The 22,851-nt window shown below is 55.5% G+C and carries 21 protein-coding genes; 14 read left to right on the forward strand and 7 right to left on the reverse strand.

All coding sequences use genetic code 11. The features are described from left to right. Positions 1 to 43: 43 nt before the first annotated feature. The 6 genes from CEE69_RS11680 to CEE69_RS11710 all read left to right on the forward strand — a co-directional run bounded on the left by CEE69_RS11680 (position 44) and on the right by CEE69_RS11710 (position 6,793). Positions 44 to 574 (forward strand): hypothetical protein, encoded by a 531-nt coding sequence (locus tag CEE69_RS11680; RefSeq protein ID WP_008671146.1) that lies wholly within the window; start codon positions 44 to 46, stop codon positions 572 to 574. A 2-nt stretch (positions 575 to 576) separates the two neighbouring features. Then, positions 577 to 2,133: an HlyD family efflux transporter periplasmic adaptor subunit gene (locus CEE69_RS11685; RefSeq protein ID WP_099260820.1), complete on the forward strand. Its 1,557-nt coding sequence runs from the start codon at positions 577 to 579 to the stop codon at positions 2,131 to 2,133. Then, the gene (locus CEE69_RS11690) at positions 2,134 to 2,877 is read left to right on the forward strand and encodes an ABC transporter ATP-binding protein (protein ID WP_008671142.1); all 744 of its coding nucleotides are present in this window, start codon (positions 2,134 to 2,136) and stop codon (positions 2,875 to 2,877) included. Between the two features lie 45 nt (positions 2,878 to 2,922). Beyond that, positions 2,923 to 4,056, forward strand: a complete 1,134-nt coding sequence (locus CEE69_RS11695) for an ABC transporter permease (RefSeq protein ID WP_099260821.1) — start codon at positions 2,923 to 2,925, stop codon at positions 4,054 to 4,056. A gap of 712 nt (positions 4,057 to 4,768) precedes the next feature. Next, positions 4,769 to 5,464 carry a hypothetical protein gene (locus CEE69_RS11705; RefSeq protein ID WP_099260823.1) on the forward strand — a complete coding sequence of 232 codons (696 nt, stop codon included), beginning with the start codon at positions 4,769 to 4,771 and terminating at the stop codon, positions 5,462 to 5,464. Between the two features lie 315 nt (positions 5,465 to 5,779). After that, on the forward strand, positions 5,780 to 6,793 hold the full coding sequence (locus tag CEE69_RS11710) for a DUF1559 domain-containing protein (RefSeq protein ID WP_099261005.1): 1,014 nt from the start codon (positions 5,780 to 5,782) through the stop codon (positions 6,791 to 6,793). 109 nt (positions 6,794 to 6,902) lie between these two features. Here CEE69_RS11710 and rpe read toward each other — a convergent pair whose 3' ends face one another. The 3 genes from rpe to CEE69_RS11725 form a co-directional block, all read right to left on the reverse strand. Next, positions 6,903 to 7,553, reverse strand: a complete 651-nt coding sequence (gene rpe, locus CEE69_RS11715) for a ribulose-phosphate 3-epimerase (protein WP_008671132.1) — start codon at positions 7,551 to 7,553, stop codon at positions 6,903 to 6,905. Continuing rightward, complete coding sequence (locus CEE69_RS11720; protein WP_099260824.1) at positions 7,550 to 7,762, reverse strand: hypothetical protein; 213 nt, start codon at positions 7,760 to 7,762, stop codon at positions 7,550 to 7,552. Before CEE69_RS11720 ends, rpe begins: the two co-directional genes overlap by 4 nt. Before the next feature lie 64 nt (positions 7,763 to 7,826). Next, entirely contained in the window at positions 7,827 to 8,798 is a 972-nt protein-coding gene (locus tag CEE69_RS11725) for a cation diffusion facilitator family transporter (RefSeq protein WP_099260825.1), read from the reverse strand. Positions 8,799 to 9,127: 329 nt separating this feature from the next. On the opposite strand from CEE69_RS11725, the gene CEE69_RS11730 reads away from it, so the two are divergent. Beyond that, on the forward strand, positions 9,128 to 10,285 hold the full coding sequence (locus tag CEE69_RS11730; RefSeq protein ID WP_233215157.1) for a tetratricopeptide repeat protein: 1,158 nt from the start codon (positions 9,128 to 9,130) through the stop codon (positions 10,283 to 10,285). Between the two features lie 29 nt (positions 10,286 to 10,314). Here the strand turns inward: CEE69_RS11730 and CEE69_RS11735 are convergent, their stop codons facing one another. The 4 genes from CEE69_RS11735 to CEE69_RS33475 all read right to left on the reverse strand — a co-directional run bounded on the left by CEE69_RS11735 (position 10,315) and on the right by CEE69_RS33475 (position 13,305). Then, positions 10,315 to 10,596 carry a hypothetical protein gene (locus CEE69_RS11735; RefSeq protein ID WP_099260826.1) on the reverse strand — a complete coding sequence of 94 codons (282 nt, stop codon included), beginning with the start codon at positions 10,594 to 10,596 and terminating at the stop codon, positions 10,315 to 10,317. Positions 10,597 to 10,656: 60 nt separating this feature from the next. Continuing rightward, positions 10,657 to 11,328, reverse strand: a complete 672-nt coding sequence (locus tag CEE69_RS11740; RefSeq protein ID WP_099260827.1) for a carbonic anhydrase — start codon at positions 11,326 to 11,328, stop codon at positions 10,657 to 10,659. A 36-nt stretch (positions 11,329 to 11,364) separates the two neighbouring features. Further along, positions 11,365 to 12,933, reverse strand: coding sequence for a SulP family inorganic anion transporter (locus CEE69_RS11745; RefSeq protein ID WP_099260828.1), 1,569 nt, complete (start codon positions 12,931 to 12,933; stop codon positions 11,365 to 11,367). A gap of 249 nt (positions 12,934 to 13,182) precedes the next feature. Beyond that, on the reverse strand, positions 13,183 to 13,305 hold the full coding sequence (locus CEE69_RS33475; RefSeq protein ID WP_261341339.1) for a hypothetical protein: 123 nt from the start codon (positions 13,303 to 13,305) through the stop codon (positions 13,183 to 13,185). A 388-nt stretch (positions 13,306 to 13,693) separates the two neighbouring features. On the opposite strand from CEE69_RS33475, the gene CEE69_RS32495 reads away from it, so the two are divergent. The 7 genes from CEE69_RS32495 (at position 13,694) to CEE69_RS11775 (ending at position 22,732) form a co-directional block, all read left to right on the forward strand. Beyond that, a complete protein-coding gene (locus tag CEE69_RS32495) occupies positions 13,694 to 13,834 on the forward strand; it encodes a hypothetical protein (protein ID WP_158231001.1) in 141 nt (46 codons plus the stop codon). A 55-nt stretch (positions 13,835 to 13,889) separates the two neighbouring features. Continuing rightward, entirely contained in the window at positions 13,890 to 14,024 is a 135-nt protein-coding gene (locus CEE69_RS33480; RefSeq protein ID WP_008663239.1) for a hypothetical protein, read from the forward strand. Positions 14,025 to 14,365: 341 nt separating this feature from the next. After that, the gene (locus tag CEE69_RS11755) at positions 14,366 to 15,031 is read left to right on the forward strand and encodes a hypothetical protein (RefSeq protein WP_233215158.1); all 666 of its coding nucleotides are present in this window, start codon (positions 14,366 to 14,368) and stop codon (positions 15,029 to 15,031) included. Positions 15,032 to 15,350: 319 nt separating this feature from the next. Beyond that, the gene (locus CEE69_RS11760) at positions 15,351 to 16,904 is read left to right on the forward strand and encodes a TolC family protein (RefSeq protein WP_008663242.1); all 1,554 of its coding nucleotides are present in this window, start codon (positions 15,351 to 15,353) and stop codon (positions 16,902 to 16,904) included. A gap of 275 nt (positions 16,905 to 17,179) precedes the next feature. Further along, positions 17,180 to 17,551: a hypothetical protein gene (locus CEE69_RS33155; protein WP_008663244.1), complete on the forward strand. Its 372-nt coding sequence runs from the start codon at positions 17,180 to 17,182 to the stop codon at positions 17,549 to 17,551. Between the two features lie 188 nt (positions 17,552 to 17,739). After that, entirely contained in the window at positions 17,740 to 19,314 is a 1,575-nt protein-coding gene (locus tag CEE69_RS11770; RefSeq protein WP_099260831.1) for an efflux RND transporter periplasmic adaptor subunit, read from the forward strand. Between the two features lie 40 nt (positions 19,315 to 19,354). Beyond that, a complete protein-coding gene (locus CEE69_RS11775; RefSeq protein ID WP_099260832.1) occupies positions 19,355 to 22,732 on the forward strand; it encodes an efflux RND transporter permease subunit in 3,378 nt (1,125 codons plus the stop codon). The last annotated feature ends 119 nt before the right edge of the window (positions 22,733 to 22,851 follow it).

Consider the following 22,851-nt stretch of genomic DNA (forward strand, 5'->3'; position numbering starts at 1 on the left):
CTATTCCTCATTCCCAATTCCCCATTTCTCTTGGAGATTAAGAATGAAATCGACTATTTACATTGGCCTGTCGTTGTTGGTCCTGCTGGCGATTGGTTGCAAAGATGGAACCGGAGTTGCAGAGGGGCCGAGTCACAATCGGTATGATTTGGACTCTGGAAAGACGCAGTATGAAGCTGAAACGGAACCAGCTGGTGCGATGCCGGTTGGTGAAGCTCGCGAGAAAACCGAAGACGGCAAAGACGTCACACTCGTCGGCTTGATTGGCGGTTCGAGCGAGCCGTTCGTTAAAGGGCTTGCCGCGTTCACGATAGTTGATCCCAAAGTTCCGTACTGTGCGTCTGAGGAAGGATGCCCGACGCCGTGGGATTACTGCTGCGAAACCGACGCGGTCAAGCAGAATATCGCGACCGTAAAGATCGTCGATGACTCTGGCAAACCGGTGACGCAGGATGCTCGTGAGTTTTTGAATGTCAAAGAGTTGTCGACGGTCGTTGTCAAAGGCAAAGCTCGGCGCGACGAACAAGGCAATCTGACCGTTGCGGCAAGTAAGATTTTCGTAAAGAAGGACTAGCCATGAGCGCTCCCCTCGATCTCAGTCAACTGGCTCTCGACCGCGCGCCCGCGAGCGAGTCGGCGGCGACGAAGCCGCGCCGCAAGCGTTGGGTCACCCGTTATGTGCTGCCACTAGCAATTATTGTTGGCTTTGTTGGCCTGCTGGCAGCGGCGGCGGGACGACAGTTGATGCCGCAGCGGTCGGTGACGGTCGTGCCTGTAATTGTCAAGCGAGCGGAGGTGCAGCAGGCGGGGACCACACTGTTTCAATCGCCGGGTTGGATTGAACCGCGACCGACGGCGATCAGCGTGGCAGCGTTGACTCCCGGGGTAATCGAAGAGCTGCTGGTAGTCGGCGGACAAACTATCGAAAAGGACGAACCGATTGCGCGGTTGATCTCCATTGATTCCGAGCTGATGGTCCAGCAGGCCAAAAACTCGCTGGCGATCCGCGAAGGAGAATTGAACCGTGCGATCGCTGAACGAAACGCTGCGAGGATTCGGATTGACAATCCGGTGCATCTCGAAGTGCCTTTGGCAGACGCCCAAAGCACACTCGCGAAAGCAAAAACGGAATTGGCGAAATTGCCGTTCTTGATCGAAGCGGCCGAAGCCGAGGTAAAGTTTGCGCACAGCAGCATGGAAGGGAAGCAGGCGGCTGAAAACGCGATTGCGGGACGGATCGTCCGACAGGCGGAAAGTGAACATGCCGCCGCACATGCGAACATGCAAGAGCTGCGGCAGCGACAACCCAACTTGCAGTCGGAGGTCGATACGCTGAAACGGAAAGTGGCCGCCTTGCAACGACAACGCGAGTTGTTGGTCGAAGAGAATCGACAGTTTCAGGAAGCAGAGGCAAAGGTTGAATCTGCCATCGCGTTGCGAGACGAAGCGAAACTGCGACTGCGGCAAGCTGAATTGTCTCTGGAGCGAAACGTCGTTCGCGCCCCTATGGACGGACGCGTGTTGCGACTGGTCGCTGCGCCGGGCACTCGCGTGATGGGACTGGAGACCACTGCGGGACAAAGCTCCAACACGGTCATTGAGATGTACGATCCCGATCGCCTACAAGTCCGAGCAGACGTTCGGTTGGAAGACGTGCCGATGGTCACGCCGGGACAGCCAGTGGAAATCGAAACGGCTTCTTCTCCCGCTCCCATCAAAGGCCGTGTCCTTCAATCGACCAGTTCGGCAAACATTCAAAAGAACACGTTGGAAGTGAAGGTCGAACTGATTGATCCACCTCCCAGCGTCAGTCCCGAAATGTTGGTCACGGCAACATTTCTAGCTCCGCAAGTCGAACGATCGGCTAGCGAGGCGACGGAAGCGGAGCGGATGTTTGCACCGAAACAACTGATTGAGTCCGGCGAGTCCGGTTCATTCGCTTGGGTGGTCGACTCGGACGAAACAGCCCGGCAACGATCAGTAGAAGTCGGCAGCAATGGCTCTGATGGCTTGGTCGAGATCAAGTCGGGGCTGCGGGTCACGGACAAATTGATTGCCAGCGGGTCGGATGGATTAACACAAGGTAGTCCGGTGCATGTCACCGGCGACGATCAAACAATCGGGATAAGATAAATGGCACTAGTAGAACTACGTGGCGTTAGCAAAAGCTTCCGCAAAGGCGACGAAACGATCACTCCGCTGGACAACATTGATTTGGACATCGAAGCGGGCGAGTTTGTGTCATTGATGGGGCCGAGTGGCACGGGCAAAAGCACGCTCTTGAATTTGGTCAGCGGCATTGACCGTCCCGATTCGGGAACGATTACTGTGGCCGGGACTGAAGTAACGAAACTGTCACGAAGTAAACTGGCTGATTGGCGAGCGGCGAATCTCGGGTACATCTTTCAAACGCATAACTTGATTCCCGTACTGACCGCTTATGAGAACGTGGAGCTTCCTACGTTGCTCTTGAAGTTATCCACGACGCAACGTCGGCAGCGAGTCGAATTGGCGCTTGAAGCGGTGGGTCTGAGCGATCGAGCCGATCACTATCCGCGGCAGCTTTCCGGTGGACAGGAACAGCGTGTTGGCATCGCCCGCGCGATCGTCGCTCACCCCAAAGTCGTCGTCGCCGACGAGCCGACCGGTAGCTTGGATACGGAAACCAGCGAGCAAGTGCAAATTCTGCTGCAACGCCTGAACAAAGAACTCGACATTACCCTGCTGATGGTCACGCATGACAGCGATGCCGCAAGGATCGCATCAAGGCAGATGGTTCTGGACCGAGGAAAGTTTTTGGAAAGCGAGAGGGAGAAAGAGAGTCTGCGAGAGGGGGAGATTGGAAGGCAAAAAGTGAAGGAGTCAGGAGCCGCATAGCAGTTTTACAATCAACAATCTTCAGTCTCCAATCGACAATCAAAAATGTTCACTTACGTCCTCAAAACACTCTGGCGACATCGCACGCGAACGCTTCTTACCGTCACCGGTGCGGCGGTCGCGATGTTCGTGTTCTGTTTCGTCGGCTCGGTCCAGGAAGGATTGCATCGGCTGACAACCGGATCGGACGCCGACCGAAGTTTGATCGTGTTTCAAGAAAATCGTTTCTGTCCAACGACGAGCCGATTGCCGGAGGATTACTCCCGCAAGATCAAGGAGATTTCCGGCGTTCGCGACGTGATGCCGATTCAGGTTTGGACCAACAACTGTCGCGCGAGTTTGGATATCGTCGTCTTCAACGGAGCCGATCCACAGCAGATCAAATCGACACGGCCCTTGACTTTGACCGAGGGCAATTGGGAAAGCTTCGCCAAGCAACGTGACGCGGCGATTGTCGGTCGCAATGTCGCTCAGCGGCGGGGGCTGAAAACGGGTGACCAGTTCTCCATCGGCGACATTTCCGTGAAGGTTGCCGGCGTTTTTTCTTCGACCGTACCATCGGAGGAAAATCTGATTTATACAAGTCTCGCCTTCCTACAATACACACGCGGTCTCGACGCCGCCGGACTGGTCACTCAGCACGAAGTTCTGCTAACCGACAATGCTGATCCCGATCAGGTCGCCAACGAAATTGACGCCACACTGCGTGCCGGTTCTGTCGCGACAAAGACACGACGCAAAGGAGCGTTCCAGGCCAGCACGCTTTCGGACCTCGTCGACCTGATTGGTTTCGCTCACTGGCTCGGCTACGCCTGCGTGGGCCTCGTGTTATCACTGGTCGCCACCACCACCGTCATGAGTGTCCAGGACCGAATCAAAGAATACGCGGTATTGCAAACCATTGGAGTTCGACCACTGCGGGCGATGCGTCTGGTACTCGCCGAGAGCACGATTTTATGCGTCGTCGGCGGTATTGCCGGAACCGCCCTGGCAATGACAGCATTGGCCATCGGAGGATTCGCAATCGGAGCCGAGGGGGCGACGATTGCCTTTCGCCCTTCCATTGGCTTGGCGGCGACAGGAACGGCTGTGTCATTGGTCGTGGGCGTTGCCGCCGGATTGGCTCCCGCTGTTCAGGCCGCTACGGTCCCGATCGTCAATGCGCTTCGCCAAACTTGATCGGTATTGACTCATTCGCCTTGAAAACGAACAATCGCTTGTCCAAGTCCCACCCATTTCGTACTTCCACCAAGAACGCTGATTTGTTTTCGTCCTGCATCCATCTACTAACACTGATCGCATTCAATGTGCATGCGTTGGTGGGATGTTGCGCGCATCACAATCATACGTCTCCGCTCGGCGGGCATGACGAGATCGGTTGCCACAGTTCGTTGGAATCTGATCACGATCGCTCGGCGGGTCACGACGAAGACGCAAATCACGAGCACCACGATGGCAATCCCTGCGATCATTCGCAGCCATGTGACGAAGGCCGTTGTGTTTTTGTTGATGCAAGACTGGTTCCATTGCAGCTTGACTTGCAGACGAACGCTTTGGTCGCGTTTGGAACCTCGACCTCGGTCATCCAGCCGCGAGTCGCTCTAGCAACCGACCCCCGCGTCGGATTCAAGTTCCCATTCTTATCCGCTGGGCAGCGCTGCGCGCTATTTCAATCCTGGCAAATTTAGCGGCGAGTCTCTCCGCCCCTGATGCGTGACGGCTGATCGCTGCTGCGCGTCGTTCTTTCGGATCGCCGACCCATGGTCAGGTTTCTGCGCAGACGTCCTGCGCCCTGCCAAAACGGTCGTGCAGTACGCATTGCTTTCGCAATCGGGCGGAGGCGTGCGCTTTGAAGAATTGTTTACCAAACCCAATGATAAAGGATTGAAAGATGAAATTGACAAAAACGATGTTTGCTTTGACCGCATGCGCTGCACTTACCTTTTGCAGTGGATCCCTCTCCGCTCAGGAAGCCGGTCACGAAGGCCACGACCATGCGGGGCATGATCATGCCGGACACGATCACGACGGGCACGACCACGGCGACCACTCGCACGGTGGCGAAACGCTTGCGTTCTATTTGCCGGAATGGAAGTCGCAGCATGTGGACGACGCGAATAAAGCCGCGCAATTGGCCGCGACGCTGAAAAAGCTCGGTTGCGAGGTCAAGCAGGACAGCCACGCGGGTCACAACGACGTTTCGTACCGTCAAGCCAAATGGACGGAAATGAAGGTCAAGGATCACAAGATGGCCGAACAGTGGGCCGGTTTCCTTGCGAAATCTGGCTTCGATGTTTCACATGCCCATCCCGATCCGGCCTACGCCAAAGGCCCCGAAGCGGTCGAGTTTCGTATGGTTAAGTGGAAGCGGATGCACGGCGATGGCTCAGCCAACGAGAAGCAAATGATTGAAACGTTGAAGAAGCTCGGGGCCGAAGTTCAAGTGGACCAACACGACGGTCATTCGGATATCGCGTTCCGAGCACCGACCTGGCGTGACGTCCACTTGGCCGACCACGCCGCGGCCGATCAGTTGATAGGTTGGCTGAAGCAACAAGGCTTTGAAACCCAGCACGAAGATCACTAAACGCGAGTTTTGTGGGCCGACGAAACGAGGGGGAAGAGAAAAAGTCTTGTCCCTCGTTTCTGGAGCATGATGATGCCCGCATTGCTGAAGCTAACCGTTTGCCGGATGAGAATTCTGGCAGGTTCGTTTCTGTCGCCCTTGCGACAACCACTCGAATCGGTACAATTCAGCAAGTTGAGATTGATTCTCAATACCAACTAAATAGTAGCCAGCCAGGTCGAGTCTCACCGAAGGCAGTCTGATCCCAGCCAGCAAAAACGTTGTGTCACCGGAAACTAACCGTCTGCACCCTCACGTTTGCTGGATTTCCTCAAAATGAAACTCGCCCAAGTCTCACGCCGCCGAAGCGGCTTTACCCTAGTTGAATTACTAGTTGTCATCGCGATCATTGGCATCTTGGTCGGATTGCTGTTGCCGGCCGTCCAGGCTGCTCGCGAGGCGGCCCGTAGGATGAGTTGCTCCAACAATTTGAAGCAAGTCAGCCTGGCCATGCACAATTATCACGTCGCTTTCAATCAATTTCCTTCTGGTGGTCTGTACCGGACGGATCAACCGAGTGATTCGTGGTCGTTCCAAGCACGTCTTCTTCCTTACCTGGAACAATCTGGCCTGACTGATCTGATCGACTGGACCGTGCCTTACGGGACACAAGGGGAGGTCGCGGGAGTCAGGGTTCCCACCTACCTTTGTCCCAGCGAAGTCAACGACCAATCGCGACCTTCCCCGAAGCCCACTGACCCGGACTTCGCTTACTATCCAATGAATTACGTCGTCAACATGGGCGAGTGGTTCATTTATGATCCGGTTAGCAAACGTTCGGGAACCGGGCTCGTTTATCCAAACAGCAAAACGGGATTTCGAGATGTGCTTGACGGCACCAGCAACACGCTTGCCCTGGCGGAAGTCAAGGCGTTCAATCCTTACCTTCGTGATGGCTTAACTCCGTCGGCGCTTGGCGAAGCGACCCCCACGCTGCCCCAAGCGGTCGTCGCCTATGGCGGTAACTTCAAGATGAACTCGGGACACACTGAATGGATCGATTCGCGTATCCACCAAAGCGGGTTCACAACGACTTTCGGTCCCAACACCAAGCTGTTGTATAACTCGGCAGGGGCGGAGTATGACGTTGATTTTAACTCTTCCCGCGAGGGCAAGACGATTACAGAACCGACCTACGCCGCCGTGACGGCACGGAGCTATCACCCCGGCGGCGTGCCGGCCAGCTTGGTGGACGGATCGGTTCAATTTTTTACAGATTCAATCGACCTAACGATCTGGCACGCATTGGGCACACGAGGTGGCCACGAAGTAATTCCATCAGATCAATGAACGCGGTTCATGGCTTCACTGTTGCCAGGAATCTCGGTTTGAAAAGTAGTACTCAGTTCACGAGGTGATTGGATGTTCTGACGACTGTCTTGCCTTTCAAAACGTGGCTCTAGTGTAGATCGCGGACCGACTCCGCGATGCCCTTGCCCGTCGCGTAGATCGCCGAGCCCGCGACGAGAAGATTGGCACCGGAGTTGATCGCATTTGCCGCGGTATTGGCGTTGATTCCTCCATCGACCATCAATTGACAACTCAATTCCTCGCGTTCGATTCGTTGGCGCAGACGCTCCAGTTTGGGAAGCGTTTCAGGTAGAAATTTCTGGCCACCGAAGCCGGGATTGACGGTCATGATCAAAACAACATCCAACAGCGGAAGCACCTCGTCGATCACCATCGGCGATGTCGCCGGATTGATTGCCACACCGACGTCGCAACCGGTCAAACGCACTGAATCAATCGTACGGTGCAAGTGCCAGTCGGCTTCCGCGTGGACGATTAACCGCGATGCACCGGCGCTCGCGAATGACTTGGTGAACTGATTGCCATCGGTGACCATCAAATGAACGTCGATCGGCAACTGAGTCGTTCTTCGTACCACGCGAACCACCTCGGGACTGAAACCGAGACTCGCCACGAAATGGCCATCCATCACATCGACGTGAAAGCGATCCACGCCCGCCGCTTCCGCTTGACGCACTTGGTCCGCCAGCGACGCCATGTCGGCGGAGAGAATTGAGGCCGCGATTTGGAATGATTTCATGGCGACTGGGTTTCACCGATACTTTGCCACCTTTCGGTGTGGCGTAACCAGGGGCACAGCGCGAACGCGACGTAGGCGAGCATCAGCAGGACGAAGGATGCAAGCCATAGATTGCGCTCTTTGGCACGCAAAGTCGATAACAGATACCAGATGAAGAAATACCATACGATCGCTTCAAGAATACCAATCAATAGATGCCAAGTTGTCATTTGCTATCTCTCCTGATTTCGAGGTGTGTCACAGCTGATATTGAGCTGTCTCCACTCTCCAGTGTTAATCTTGACGACTTGCGGCACCGGCGATGACGGCGGTCTCGCCATCGTCGCAAGTGTGAGCGGTATACTCGAATTCAAGTGTCGAGTGATTGATTTCAAAATCGTGCGCCAATCTTTCCTTGATCCGTTGCTTAATTTCATGGAACTGTTCAATGCTTTCACGATCAATCACGATGTGAGCTTCCAGTGCTCGGTTTTGCTCGTCGAGTTCCCAGACGTGCAGATGATGCAGTCCCTCGACGCCCTCGAGTTTCTCGACTTCGTCAACTAAGTCTTGAACATCTAAATCGACAGGCGTCCCTTCCATCAAGATTCGCATTGCTTTGGGCAGCATTGCGTAGACTTGATAAAGAATATAGGCCGACAGGATCAGCGTCAGAACGGGATCGACCCAATTCCATTGCAACCAGATGATCGCCCCGGCACCGATCAGTACGGCGACTGACCCTGCCGCATCGACGATGTTGTGGACAAATGCAGCCCGCACATTGAGCGACCCTTTGCTCATCGCCCACAATAGCAAGGCGGTTCCGACATCAATGACCAACGCCAAGATGGAAGCGGCCGCCATCAACCAGCCTGTGATCTCTTCGGGCTCAAAGAACCTGCGAATACCTTCGTAGACCAGATACAATCCGATCACAGCAAGCAATGTCAGGTTAATGACCGCGCCGAGAAGTTCGGCACGACGATATCCGAACGTGAATCGCTCCGTGGCTTCTTTCTTGGAGATTTTGCGGGCGATGTACGCGATCAGCAGTGCGTTGGCATCGTTAAAATTGTGGGCCGCATCCGATAACAGAGCGACACTGCCGGAAAAAATGCCAGCGATCACTTCTCCCACAGTTAGAATGTGATTGATGATCACGGCCCAAATCAGCCGCAGGTCGCTCACTCCAGCCAAGTCGTCGCTACGGGTTAGCCCATGGATGTGGCCACCCTCGTCGTGTTGTTGTTTGTGTTCGCTCATCGTTCATGGTGGACGAGTGTCGCCCATGCCCTTTGGCTTTTTGCGGATTTGCTGACGACGTTCTCAACGCCGATACTCGAGGAAATTTGAGCAAGTTTCGTGCCTCTTCAGGCAAATGGGTTTCCTCGCCTCGGTCAAACGGTCCGAGATATGCTCATTGATGGCTCAGCTAGCTAACGATTGCTAATCAAAATCCGCGACACGACCTGTGGATGTTGGTATCATGGAGGTTGAGCGACTTTAAGCGAATGCACTGGAAAAATTTATAGGTGGCCGCATTCAGTCCTGACTCCCGATCACGGAACACCGAAAGCACAAGGAACATCGCCATGACTTTGATTCATCTATCAACCCAAGCTTCGCTTGCGTTTGCTGCGTCCTTAGTGTTGGTGCTTGCTGGAACCGGCAGCGTGCAGGCCCAGCATGGCCATCACGGCGGGGGGCATGGCGGTGGTCATGGCATTGGCCACGGAGGGGGTCACAGCTTTGGACATGGCGGTCATGGCATTGGCCACAGTTTCGGACATGGACATGTTGGCCATGGCATTGGTCACAGCATCGGCCACGGAATCGGTCTTAGCATCGGGCATGGAATTGGACACAGTCTTGGTCACTCAGACGGGCACTACGGCGGACACGTCAGTCACTACTCCGGTCATCACGGAATTGGCCATTCCGGGATCGGGCATTCCTTCTATCCGCACATCGACGTCTATGCTCCGCCTTACTATTCCGGTTACGGCTATTCATCCGTTGGTTCGGCGCATGTCCACACCCCTTATTACGACTACTACACCCAATCGCCATCGACCGTGGTCCCGTCGGTCATCGCTCCGCCAAGTGTTGTGGCAAGCACGCCGAGCACGACGACTTATTCCGTGGCGAAGCCTGCCATTTCACTCGATTCAAATGACGCGGTTACAAGCGTCGGTTCCACTGAAAGTCGGGACAACGCGTATCGTTCGCAAGCCGAAGAAGCGTTCCGAAAATCCAACTACGGTGAAGCGGTGCGGTTAGCTAATCATGCTCTGGTTGAATCACCAAATGATGGAAAGCTGATGCTGCTGTTGGCTCAAGGATTGTTCGCCGTCGGGGACTATCAGGGTGCGGCCGGTGCGATTCATCGAGCGGCGTCGATGCTGAATCCCGAGGACTGGGGCTACGTCGTCGAAAACTATGGCAAGTACTATCAGGGCAACGGATTCGTTGACCAGATGAAGCGGCTGGAGAGCTTCCTCAAAGCAAATCCTGAAGCCGGTTACGCACGCTTCTTGCGCGGTTACCAATTCGGTTACCTTGGGCAAACGGATGTCGCCATCCGCGATCTGAATCGTGCTTTGGAACTCGAGAGCCGCGACCAATTGGCTGCCGAACTCGTCAGCCGATTCGGCGGCACACCGATCACAAATGCTCCTGAGCCTGCAGGATCGCGAAATAAGCCAATCCAGATGGATGGACCGCCACCATCTCTGTCATCGGGCGTGTGATCTCACCGTGCGATCGGGGTAACCGGCTGTCAGTGGCAGCAACCGTCGTTGCAACCACCGCCCGCGCCAGCGACGCGATCCGAAGGGCTGATGACCGGCGGCGGCAGGGTTGAGCCGTCGACGGCGGTGGTTTGATAGGAAGGTTCATAGGATGCGTTAGAAACCGACTGATCCAGGTAGGCTTGGTATTCAGCGGTTTCGACAGGCTTCTTGGAACGCCACGGCAAGGTCGAGCAACCGGCGCTGGATGCAAGCATCGCGACGGCCAACAACAGCGGCGCGGTTCTGATCAGTTTTGGTGTGTAGTTCATTTTGGATTCCGTTGGCGGTTGGAAATTGAGTTCTGGATAGTTGAATGAAAAGGCTTGTGGTCAAGCCGCTGCTTTTACTGATGCTGAAAGATCGCCTTCGGTGCGAGTGATGGGGATGAAAGCGGCATGTTGGGGACTGTAAGTTTCGACACGGCCACTCGCGAAATGATAGACCCAGCCGTGGATGGCAAGTCGTCGTTCCTTCACCGCGAGGGCGACCGTAGGGTGTGTCGCTAGGTTGGCCATTTGCACAAGCACGTTTTCCTCGACCACCGCCTGAAGGCGTTGCGTGGGGTCTTCGATTCCGTCTCGATCCAATTCCGCGAGACAGTATTCGATATTGAGGGTTGCCAAATGACGCCGCATTGCAGGCAACCGGTGTAGTTGGCTTGGTCGCATGACCGCTTGCATTGCTCCGCAGTACGAATGGCCACAGATGATCGCATTGCGGACCTTCAACACCTCCATGGCATACTCGATGGTTGCCGCTGCCGCACGATCATCGCTTGTTCCGTCCACACCGTGGTGCGGAACGAGGTTGCCGGCATTGCGCAGAACGAACAGGTCGCCAGGATCGGACTGAGTCACCAGACTCGGAACGACGTGGGAGTCCGAACAGGTGATCAACAGCGTCCGAGGCTGTTGACCGGAACGAAGCCGCCCGAAAAGGATTCGATGGCTTGGAAATATCTCGTCTTGAAATCGGTACACGCCGTCGACGATCTTTTGCATCAGATTCTCCTGAAGATAAATTGGTAAGAGGTTCGGCTACGCCGCGATGCGACGACGCAAATGCTTGTCGCTTTCGGAATCGACCTTGGTTGATTCGCTAATGCCATGTACCTGAGCGTGCAGGGTGCCCCAGTCGATGATCAACGTGCCGCCGGTTTGCTCGTGTCGCTGTGCAAACGACATCAGCAGGTCCATGCAGGCGTGGTCGATGTGGTCGAGTTGCTCGAAATCCACATGGACTTCTTCTCCGGGCGAGATGCGGTCGAGGGATGACGCCAGGACGGGCAGACGAAGAAACGTTGCCGCTCCACTGAGGTGCAGAAGGCAATAATCGCCTTCGCCATGAACAATGAGTGCATTTAGGTGCGAAAAGCGGATCAGCAATTTGGCGACAGACAATGCAATTCCGACGATCACACCTGTCAACAGATCAGTGGCAATGATCGTGCACAGCGTGGCGGCATAGACGCCGACTTCACTCCATCCGTAACTTTTCAGTCGCTTGATCTCTTGCACGTTGATCAGTTTGAATCCGGTGTAGACCAAGATTGCGGCAAGCCCGGCGGTGGGAATCAAGCGAACCATGGAACCCAACGCGACGACAAAGACGAGCAACCATGCTCCGTGCAAAATCGCCGACGATCGAGTTTGTCCACCGGATTCGACGTTGGCACTGCTGCGAACGATGACGCCCGTCATCGGCAATGCACCCAGTGCGCCACAGACAATGTTGCCAATGCCCTGAGCGACGAGTTCACGGTCGTAATCGGTCTTCACCTCCGGTTTCATTTTCTCCACGGCCGCTGCACACAACAACGTTTCGGCGCTAGCAACAATGGCGATTAAAACACCCGCTTGCAGCAATACGTTGAGCGGTACGGATTGAAGCAGTTCGAGCGATGGAAGATGAATCGCGCTGCTCAGTGAATCTGGCATTTGCACACGAGCGACGGGCAGTCCCATCGTTCCAGCCATCACCGCCGCGACCACGATGGCAATCAGCGGTGCGGGAACCAATGCGAAACGTCCTTTGGCAAGCGTTTTCCATGCCATCAGACACGCGATCGCCATCACACCAATGCCTGCGGCGGCGTTTCGTTCGACCAGCGCGCCGTAGGCCGCAGCGGGAATCGAGGCGAGATTGGCTAGCCCGATTTGTTTGGGCGAATCATCTAACATGACGTGGAATTGGCTCGAAACGATCAGCACACCAACGCCGGCGAGCATGCCATGAATCACCGCCGGTGAAACGGCTCGGAACCACCGTCCCAGCCGTAGTGCTCCGGCGATCAACTGCAACGTTCCCGCGATCAAGACAACCGCTCCGAGAGCAAGCAGGCCGTGTTCATTGACCACTTGATAGACGATCACGGTAAGCCCCGCCGCCGGACCACTGACTTGCAGCGGAGCACCCGCGAACCAGCCGACGACAAGGCCGCCGACGATGCCGGTGATCAATCCAGCAGCGACGGGGACCCCCGAGGCGATCGCGATTCCCATGCACAGCGGCAAGGCGACCAGGAAGACAACGATCGAAGCCAGAAAGTCCTGCTTCGGTGACTTGATGATGGATGACCAATAGGTCGCCCGATGAAAATTGGTCATGTGATTTGTTTTGTGAGAGAAGAGCTTGGCGATTTGTTAAAGTGGTAAAGGGACCAACCGACCGCCAGCACTCCGTTGCTTGGAGCACACGGCGTCCTGGCCGCCAACGATCGGCTGGTCCACTGGGGAATCGAGCCACTGGCGAATTGAGCTGCCGGGGAATCGAGCTGCCGGGGAATCGAGCTGCCGGGGAATCGAGATCGGGCGTGCCGTTTGATGGACAAGCCCAACTCGCTCGTGATGCAACCGCTAGTGACTGTGTCCGGCGTGGCTTCCCCCGCCACCACCTCCTCCGGCGGTTGATGCGCATCCGACGGACGTGACAACGGCCAAGACGGCCACCAACATCAAACTAAAAAGCAACTTGGTCATATCGAGAATCCTTTCTTTCGATTTGGAATTACAAAACTGAAACGGTGATAGTCCGTGGCGGAGTTGCCACGTTATCGGTGATTGCTTGGAGCGCAGCGAGATACGCAATATGCGGTTCACGATACGCTCGCTTCGTGTGAACCGATGCCGGGGCGGGCAGGTTCAATTATCAAAGCGCATGAATCAGCAGTCTTGTTGACCACTGGTTGATTGACGCGACAGAAGGCTCAGAGAGCGGCGTTCAAATCAGAAAACGCGAGAGAGTGGCGCAGCGTTGCTGCGCCGTTTTGGCGTGCGTCAAAGGCGAAGGCTGCGTCCGCATGGACGAACCATTGAAATTTGATGACGGAAGCAGCGTCGCTGATAACGCCGTGACACGCTCAGTCGCTTGGCGAACGACGATTTGATCGCCGCTGTTGATGGCTTGTTCATTCCGCTGATCGCACTGGCACTGACATGGGGAATGTTCGTCGCAGTGACAACCGAAAAGAGCAATCCCACATTCACGCTCGGCGCCCATCTCACTTGAGCGCTGTGGGCGACTGTTGTGACAGCAATCTGATCCCTTCGTTGAGTCGCACTCGGTGACCAGTGCACCGCATCCACACTGGCTTTCGCCGGCGACCGTTGTGCAGGGGCAGATTGGGACCAACGATGTCGGCATCGCAAACATCGCCACCATCAGCCACATCATGGCTGTGCGAGCGATTCGTTTGTGAGGCCTTTTCAACATGAAGAAGCTTCTTGTTGTTTCGTGGGTAGGAAGCAGGAAGCGTTTCAGGGTTGATCGGCATGGATGGCACGCTGGAACAGTCTTTTTGACGATGCCAACGCAGAATTTAATGAACTACGCAATCGACGAATCCCGCGTCAAGGCTTGAGCTGCTGCCTCCCGGCAAAATCTGTACGCCGGACGAATCCAATCCATCTCGGATTGTGGCTTAGTTGCAGGCCGCCGCTCGGGTGGGTACGCTGGGTAGTGCGGGGGGGAGAGACATTGCGCCGCGGAATTGCATTCGACCCCGCTTACACCTTTTACACCTTTCAGGGAGTCGATCAGATGAAATGTTTCTCAATGGCAATGGGGTTGGTGATGGCGTTTTTGGGATCGTCCCAAGCTAGCGCTCAGTGGGTTGTTCCTCACACCACGTCGCATGGGCACAACGTTCAACACACCACCACCCACAACGACAACGTTCGACACCAGGGGCACGTCGACGCGGTTCCTCACACGACAACGCACGTCGATCGAGTTCAACACACGCAGACACATCTTGATCATGTCACACCGCATGGCAGTCACCCCATCGCTACCCAGTCGTACCCGACCCAGCGATATTACTCGGCACGCCCGGTGATTCAGCAGGGCACGGTGATTCAGCAAGGCTATAAGCAGCCAAGCTATCCTCAAGGTCAGTACATTCAGCAGCAAGGTTATGTCCAGCAGGGTTATCCACAGCAGCGGATTGTCTATCCCAGTCAGGGCCAAACGCACATTCACAATGGCGTGCAACAGTCTGGATACGTTCAACCTTACCAGTCATTCCGCCCTAGTTATCAGCAGCCGCACCTGCATACTCAGACCCACACCGATCAGATTCCTCACACCACAACGCACACCGATTATCGGCAGCACGGTGGACACATCGACGCGACGCCTCACACAACGACGCATGTTGATGCAGTCCCTCACACGACGACTCACGTCCACGGCGGCCATCACTGAGCCGATCGACGGCAGCGGTTCGCCGACTGCTCGCTGTTGGGCGATTGCAAGGGATCGGAACGGAATCCGACCTGCGCCCCTCCATCCGGTCTTGCGACTGGTGCAATCCTCATGACCGGTACTTGGTTATAGCGTCCGATGTCGGATTGGGACGATTCTGCTTGAAATTCGGTAGTTGCGGAACCGATGGGTACCGCAGGCTGGTCGTTTTATCTATTTCAAGGAGGAATACTCGGTGACCAATACACGACCATTTCGTACCAGGGCAACCCGCGGCAGGGCAATCTCTACCACAGCGGAGCGGGCTAGGCGTCTGCTGTTGTTGTCCGCATTGGGCTTCACGACCGGCTGTCAGTCTCTTGGGCAACATATCGCTGCGACCCCGAATCTGCACCAAGCGACCGATGCGACCGCAGTGGCAGTTGCGACCAGCGAGCTGCAGCCCCCGGTCCAGCAGCCTCCACATCAAAAACCGCCCGTCCAAACCGTTGCATATACCGAGATCGACACTGAAAGCATTGGCGGTGACGGAGAAGATAGCAACGAGGACGATACGCCGATGTCTCTGCGTGATGCGATGTCGCTTGAGGACTCCGGGACGGCAACAGTGGCTGAACCCATCTTTTTGGACAGCCCGGTCGTAGATTTCGGCCAATCCGCGGGAATGACGCTGGAGCAATTCGAGTCGCTTGCCCTTCAAAACAACCCGACGATTGCGGAGCTGGTTGCGACCACGCAGAAAGCGGCTGGATATCGCACCCAGGTGAGCCTGCGAGCCAATCCGAGCATCGGATACCAAGCGAATCAACTCGCCGATCAGGGAACCGACCAGCACACGTTTTTCATTTCACAAACGATCGTTACGGCCAACAAGTTGGCGCTCAATCGCAGCGTGCTGAATGAATCCATGCGTGCTCAACTGTTTCACTTGGAAGCCCAGAAATACCGAGTTGCCACGGATATTCGCGTTAAGTTTTACGACGCTCTAGCGGCACAGCGTCGCGTGCAATTGGTCGAAAAGTTTCAATCCGTATCGGACCAAGGGCTAGAATTCGCTGAATTGCGGAAAAAGGCCGAAGAAGGCTCTCAGCTGGATGTCGTGCAAGCCAAAGTGCTGAAGAACGAAATCGACTTGCAATTGCGTCAAGCCAAAGTGCGATTTAATGCCGCTTGGCGTGAGTTGGTGGCATTCGCCGGAACACCGCAGATGGCACCAACCGATCTGCAAGGTGAGTTGCCACGAAACGAAACGCCGATGGATTGGAATAGCGTCGCGGCCAACATTGTCGTTTCCAACCCCGAGTACCAAGCAGCCCAGGCGCGGGTGACTCGGGCCAGAGCGTTGATTTGTCGCCACGAAGTTCAGCCGATTCCCAACTTGGATGTCTCGTTGGGTAGTGGTTATGATAACGGGACCAACAACGGCTTGATCAATTTTCAAATTGGTGCACCGATTCCGGTGTTCAACAAGAACCAGGGAAACATCTCTGCGGCCCGAGCAGAATATGTTCGCGCGTCGCGTGAAGTCGAGCGAATTGAAAACGCGATCAAGGCACGGCTGGCGACTGCCGCCGGAGACTTCGACGCCTCCCTGGCCGCCGTCGATCAGTATGCCAGTGATATTCTTCCCAACGCGCAAGAAGGGCTCGATCTGGCGGAGATTGCCTACAAAGCTGGCGAAACCGATTATGTCCAGGTACTGATTGCCCAGCGGACGTATTTTGAGACCAACCTGCAATACATCTCCGCCCAAGCATTGCTCGGCCAAGCCCGTGCCCGCATCGACGGCTATGTCCTGACAGGTGCGTTGGACGCCGTCCCCGACAACAGCGGCGATGACAGCCTACGGGGCTTAACGTTCAGTCAACAGTAGCCCGTTGGCCGTCTGCTTCGACGAGCGACTGTGGTCGCTAAGCCGGAGGCTTGGGAAGTTCAGCGAAAATTTTCCGCCGTCACCTGATCGGTATGGACCTTTTCGCTGTAAGATCCGATAATACCAGAAATCTCACTCTAGAAAGGCTTTTTGTGTCCGCCGTTTGTCGTCTCACCACCGTCGCCGCATTGCTGCTGCACCTGATTTTCGGGTGTTCGCTGCATCACGCTGTTGCTTGTGGGAGCCATGACCATAGCGGTTGCGATCATGCGTGCGTGAGCACCGATCTACCAAGTGTCCAGCCGAGTCATTGCTGTGGTCACGACGACGATTGCTCGGGCGAGGACGAGACGCTCGAAGCTGATAAAAATGCCAGCCAATTGGTGGCTCCGTGTTGTGCTTGCGAGTCACAGCCTTGTGATGGAAACCATCCGGGGTGCCACGGCGAAGTCGAATGCAGCTTTGTGACTTCGAGTGATGTTGTCTTCATCATCGACGCAACGTTGGTTGCGTTTGTGACCTACGAGCACGATTCGACGATGAGTTTGGTCAGGTCGCTCGCGGCCCGTCGATTGCATCAGCGATCGGCAAATGTTGCGACGGACTCGCTCTCCCACTGTGCTTCTCTTTGCACGTGGATCATTTGAATCGGGGAAGTAGGGAATGAGAAATAGGGAATAGGGAAACCGTTCTCGAACTCAACTCATTCCATCTTTTTTCCTCGACCATCCTTTTTAATGAATGAATCGCGGACCACGCTGCGCGCATTGCAACTCGCACTCGCGTAGCAAGTTCTCCATTCCTCATTCCCAATTCCCCATTGCAGGGTCCCCTCATGTCCAAATTGAAAAATTGGCTACAGCGTTTGCTTGGCCCTGTGTTGACGGTCTTCGCGATTGCATTCGCCATCGTCGTCGGTGGGTTTGCCTTCACCGACTTTCCGCAAAAGTTGGGGCTGGTGGCAGCGTCCGAAGAAGCCGGTCATGAAGGACACGACCATAGCGAAGGTGGTCACGACGATCACTCAGGACATGACCATGGCGAAGGCGTTCATGATGACCACGAGGGGCATGACCATGGGCACGAAGGCCACGACGAATCAAATTCGATCGAACTCAGTGCTCAAGCTCGTGCGAACTTAAAACTCACGACGCAAGCCGTCTCTGTCGGTCAGTTCAATGAATACATCGAAGTGCCTGCAGCAGTAGCCGACTGGCCTGGGCGAACACACGTCGCAATCACTTCACCCCTGACCGGTGTGATCAACGCGATCAACGTGTCGCGAGGCGAGTTGCTCAAAAGCGGTCGGCCATTGTTCACCCTGCGGTTGACCCACCAGGATCTTGTCGAAACTCAAGAACAGTTTTTAGCCTCATTAGGCGAACTGGATGTCGAAAAGCGCGAGATCACTCGGCTAACTTCCCTTTCCGGGACGGGGGCCATTGCCGGAAAGACCCTGCTCACGCGTGAATATGAGCGTGACAAGTTGATGGCCAACTTGGGTGCGGCAAAGCAATCCATGCTGTTGCACGGTTTAACCGAAAGCCAAGTTCAGAGTATCGAGCAAACGCGAGAACTGATCCGCGAGGTCACGATTTTTGCCCCCACGCTTCATGCCGATCGGTCACTTCATCACGACTCGCTGCATGAGGCGTCGCCCCAATGGCCATCGGCGAACGCTCAATCGCAGAATCGGACAGTATCGACCAGTGCAAAATTCGCTTCCATGCAGCCCCCGCCAACGGCTCATCCGGCACATATCGACGCAGAGTTCCTGGTAACCCAATTGGATGTCAGCCGAGGTGAATCGGTCCAGGCGGGCCAGAAACTCGGGCAACTTTCTGACTACAGTCAAATTTTAATCGAAGGACACGCCTACCAACGAGACGGTCTCGCTTTGCAGGAAGCGTCGCAAAGCGGAGCAGAGCTGCAGGCCGTCATCGAATCGCGAAAAGGTAAGCCCGAACTCATCAAAGGTTTAAAAATCGTCTACATCGGCAACGAGGTCGATCGCGTTTCGCGGGCTTTACCATTCTATGTTTCGTTGACCAATGAGGTCGAGCGGTCAGAAGAGATTGGTGGCCAGCAGTATGTCAGTTGGCGCTACAAACCTGGCCAACGGTTGCAGGTTCGTGTTCCGGTGGCTGGTTTTGACAATGCGATCGTTGTCCCCAAGGAAGCAGTGGCCGAGGAAGGTCCCGAGCGATTTGTGTTTGTTGAAAACAATGACCACTTTGATCGTGTCGCGGTTGAAGTTCTAGCGTCGGACTCCCTCAACGTCGCCATCAAAAACGATGGCCAAGTTTGGCCGGGACAGTCGATCGCCGTCAGCGGCGCGCACCAGTTGCAAATGGCGCTGAAGAATAAGTCTGGCGGTGCCATTGATCCCCACGCAGGGCACAACCACTGAGTTGTTCGCTTCGCCAAACCAAAACTACTGAGGGATCAAAATGTTAGACAGAATCATTCAATTTTCGTTGAACAATCGCCTGATTGTTCTCGCGGTCGCGGCCATCATGCTCGGTGTGGGGGCGTGGCAGTCGTTGCAGTTGCCGATTGACGTGTTCCCGAACTTGAACCGTCCGCGCGTGGTGGTGATGACCGAAGCGCCTGGAATGGCTCCTGAGGAGGTCGAGGCGCTGATCACCTTTCCTCTGGAGACCGCTTTCAATGGAGCTAGCGGCGTCGAAGCGGTGCGTAGCAGTAGCGGTATCGGATTGTCCGTGATCTACGTGGAGTTCGCTTGGAATACCGACATCTACAACGATCGTCAGATCGTCAATGAACGGTTACAGCTTGCCTCGGAGAATCTGCCTGATGGTGTGAAGCCGACGCTCGCGCCGATCTCGTCGATCATGGGCCAGATTCTGATGTACGGCATGTGGAGTGAAGGCGATGTGACCGAACCGATGGAAGTTCGCACGCTCGCGGACTGGGCTGTGCGTCAACGCTTGCTGACGATTCCTGGTGTCTCGCAAGTCTTCACGATGGGCGGTGGGCGGATGCAGTATCAAGTGCTGGTTGATCCGGATGCACTGCGAAACTTTGGCATTTCGATGGATGAAGTCCACCGAGCCGTCTCGCGGTCAAACTTGAACGCGACCGGCGGATATCTTGACGAACGCGGTGCGAACGAGTTGTTGGTCCGAGGGTTGGGGCGAATCAGCAGCCTTGAAGACCTGCGTCAGGTCACGATCACGATGCGCGAAGGTCGTCCGATCACCCTGGCCGATATCGCGAAAGTCATCGAAGGCCCGCAAGTCATGCGAGGTGACTCGTCGACCTTCCTGCGAACCGAAGATGGTACGGTCGAAGGTGGGCCAGCCGTCGTTTTGACCATCAACAAACAGCCTGGCAGTGACACACGTGCGGTCGACACCGCGATCGCCGCAGCATTGGAAGAACTGAAAGTTTCGTTGCCAGACGATATTCGGATCGCCAACGTTTACTCGCAGCGTTCGTTCATCGACAGAGCAATCGAAAACGTCATTGAAGCTCTCGCCGATGGGGGTGTGCTGGTTCTGGTCATTTTGTTCCTGTTCTTGCTGAACTTCCGCACCACGTTCATCACGCTGACGGCGATTCCGCTTTCGATCATTTCCACTGCTTGCGTATTCGCTGCGTTCGGATTGTCAATCAACACGATGACGCTTGGTGGCCTTGCGGTCGCAATCGGAGAATTGGTTGATGATGCGATCGTTGACGTTGAGAACATCTTCCGGCGGTTAAAAGAAAATCGCCATGCGGAATATCCGCGACCGGTGCTGCGAGTCGTCTACGAAGCCAGCATCGAAGTACGAAGTAGCGTGGTGTACGGAACGGCAATCGTGGTGCTCGTCTTCATTCCACTTTTCGCACTCGAAGGAATGGAAGGCAAGCTGTTCGTGCCGCTTGCGATGGGCTATGTCGTTTCGCTAGTCGCCTCACTGGGCGTTTCATTGACGGTCACACCCGTGCTGGCGTCGTTGTTGCTTGTCGGCAAAAAGGTCTGGCGGTTTGTCGTTCCAGTTTTGGCGTCAGGCATCGCCGCACTCACCATGTACTGGGTCGTGCCGCGAGCGATTCACATTTTGCATTTGCCATTTGAAATGCCCGGTGATCCGTTTTGGTGGACGATCGCTTTGACGCCCGCGGTGTGGGTGCTGCTGCTGGTAACGGAATGGATGCTCGGCGGCGAGGAGGCCGAAGAGGGGCGTTTGCTTGAGGGCCTAAAGGGACTTGCGGGACTCGCTATCGGATTCAGCACGCGATTCGCCGGCCCTGTTCTTGGCGTGGCTGCCGTGATGGTCGCGTTCGCCGTATTTGCGGTGACACAACTGGAGAGTGATTTTCTGCCGCCGTTCAACGAGGGAGCCGTTCAGGTGAACGCTCTGCTCGCGCCGGGAACTTCGTTGGCCACCAGCAACAAGATCGGCGTCACCGTGCAAGAGCGATTGATGGAGATTGAGTCGGTCAAGTCGGTCGCTCGCCGAACGGGTCGAGCCGAGCTAGACGAGCACGCTGAAGGCGTTAACGTGACCGAGTTGTTCCTGGAAATGGAAGACGATGCCGATCGCGAGAAGACGCTCGAAACAATTCGCGAGACGATGGAGGATATTCCTGGCGTCGTCTCCAGCACCGAGCAACCGCTCGCGCACTTGATTAGCCACATGATCTCGGGCGTCAAAGCCCAAATCGGCATCAAACTCTTCGGTGACGATTTGGACGTGTTACGGAACAAAGCCGAAGAGATGAAGCAACGCATCGCCGGTGTCGAGGGATTGACCGACGTCGTCATTGAACAACAGACCAATATTCCGCAGCTTCGTATCGAACTCAATCGTGCGGCGCTGAACCAGAACGGTTTGCAGCCTGCTGACGTAATGGAGTTGGTCGAAACAGCGATGAACGGGACGGTCGTCAGCCAAGTGCTGCTGGGTCAGCGAACCTTTGACCTGATGGTCCGCATGGACGAACCGTATCGCGAAGATGTCAGCAAGCTCAAACGTCTCGCGGTCCCGCTTCCCGACGGCGGGATGGTGCCGCTCGATTCGGTCGCCAATATCTATGAAAGCGGCGGTCCAAACATGATCAAGCGAGAACAGGTTCGTCGCCGGATCGTGCTGCAAGCCAACGTTTCCGATCGCGGGGTCGTCGACGCCGTGGGAGACATTAAAACCGAACTCGCCGATATGGAATTGCCGCCTGGTTATTTTCTCGAATACGGCGGACAGTTTGAGAGCCAACAATCAGCTTCGCGTCGTTTGTTGATTCTTTCGTGCGTTGCGCTGCTGGGTATGTTCCTGGTGTTATACACGCTATTTGGTAACGTCAATTTCTCTATGCAAGTCTTGGTTGCGCTGCCAACTGCGTTCATTGGAGCGGTCGCGGCGCTGGTCATCACGGATCAAAACCTGACGGTCGCGGCGATGGTCGGCTTTATCTCACTATGCGGGATTGCTAGTCGTAACGGCATCTTGTTGCTCAATCACTACATCCATTTGGTCGAGCACGAGGGTGAATCATGGACTCGCGAAATGGTTCGCCGAGCGGGTCAAGAACGGATGGCTCCGGTGCTGATGACCGCACTGACGTCTGGCATCGGTTTGTTGCCGCTGGCACTCGCGGCGGGCGAACCCGGTAAAGAGATTTTGTACCCCATCGCGACCGTGATCGTCGGCGGTTTGCTGACCAGCACACTGGCAGAATTCTTCGTCCGACCTGCCTTATTCTGGACGATCGGTCAAGGTGCCGGAAAGCAAATCGTTCGCGACCACTTGGAAGGGTTGGAGAGTACGGAATCCACCACCACCGTCCACAAACCTGCCGAACCGGTGGTCGCGACATGAAAGATTAAACACTGATACGAGGAACGGTTCCTCGTGATTGCCCGCTTCAATGGGCAAATTGGTTTGCCGTTTCGGTGCGTTGCCGAAACGATGGTTGTTTGTTTCGAGAAGACTCCCAC

The organism is Rhodopirellula bahusiensis (assembly GCF_002727185.1).
In the GTDB taxonomy this organism is placed as follows: Bacteria; Planctomycetota; Planctomycetia; order Pirellulales; family Pirellulaceae; genus Rhodopirellula; species Rhodopirellula bahusiensis.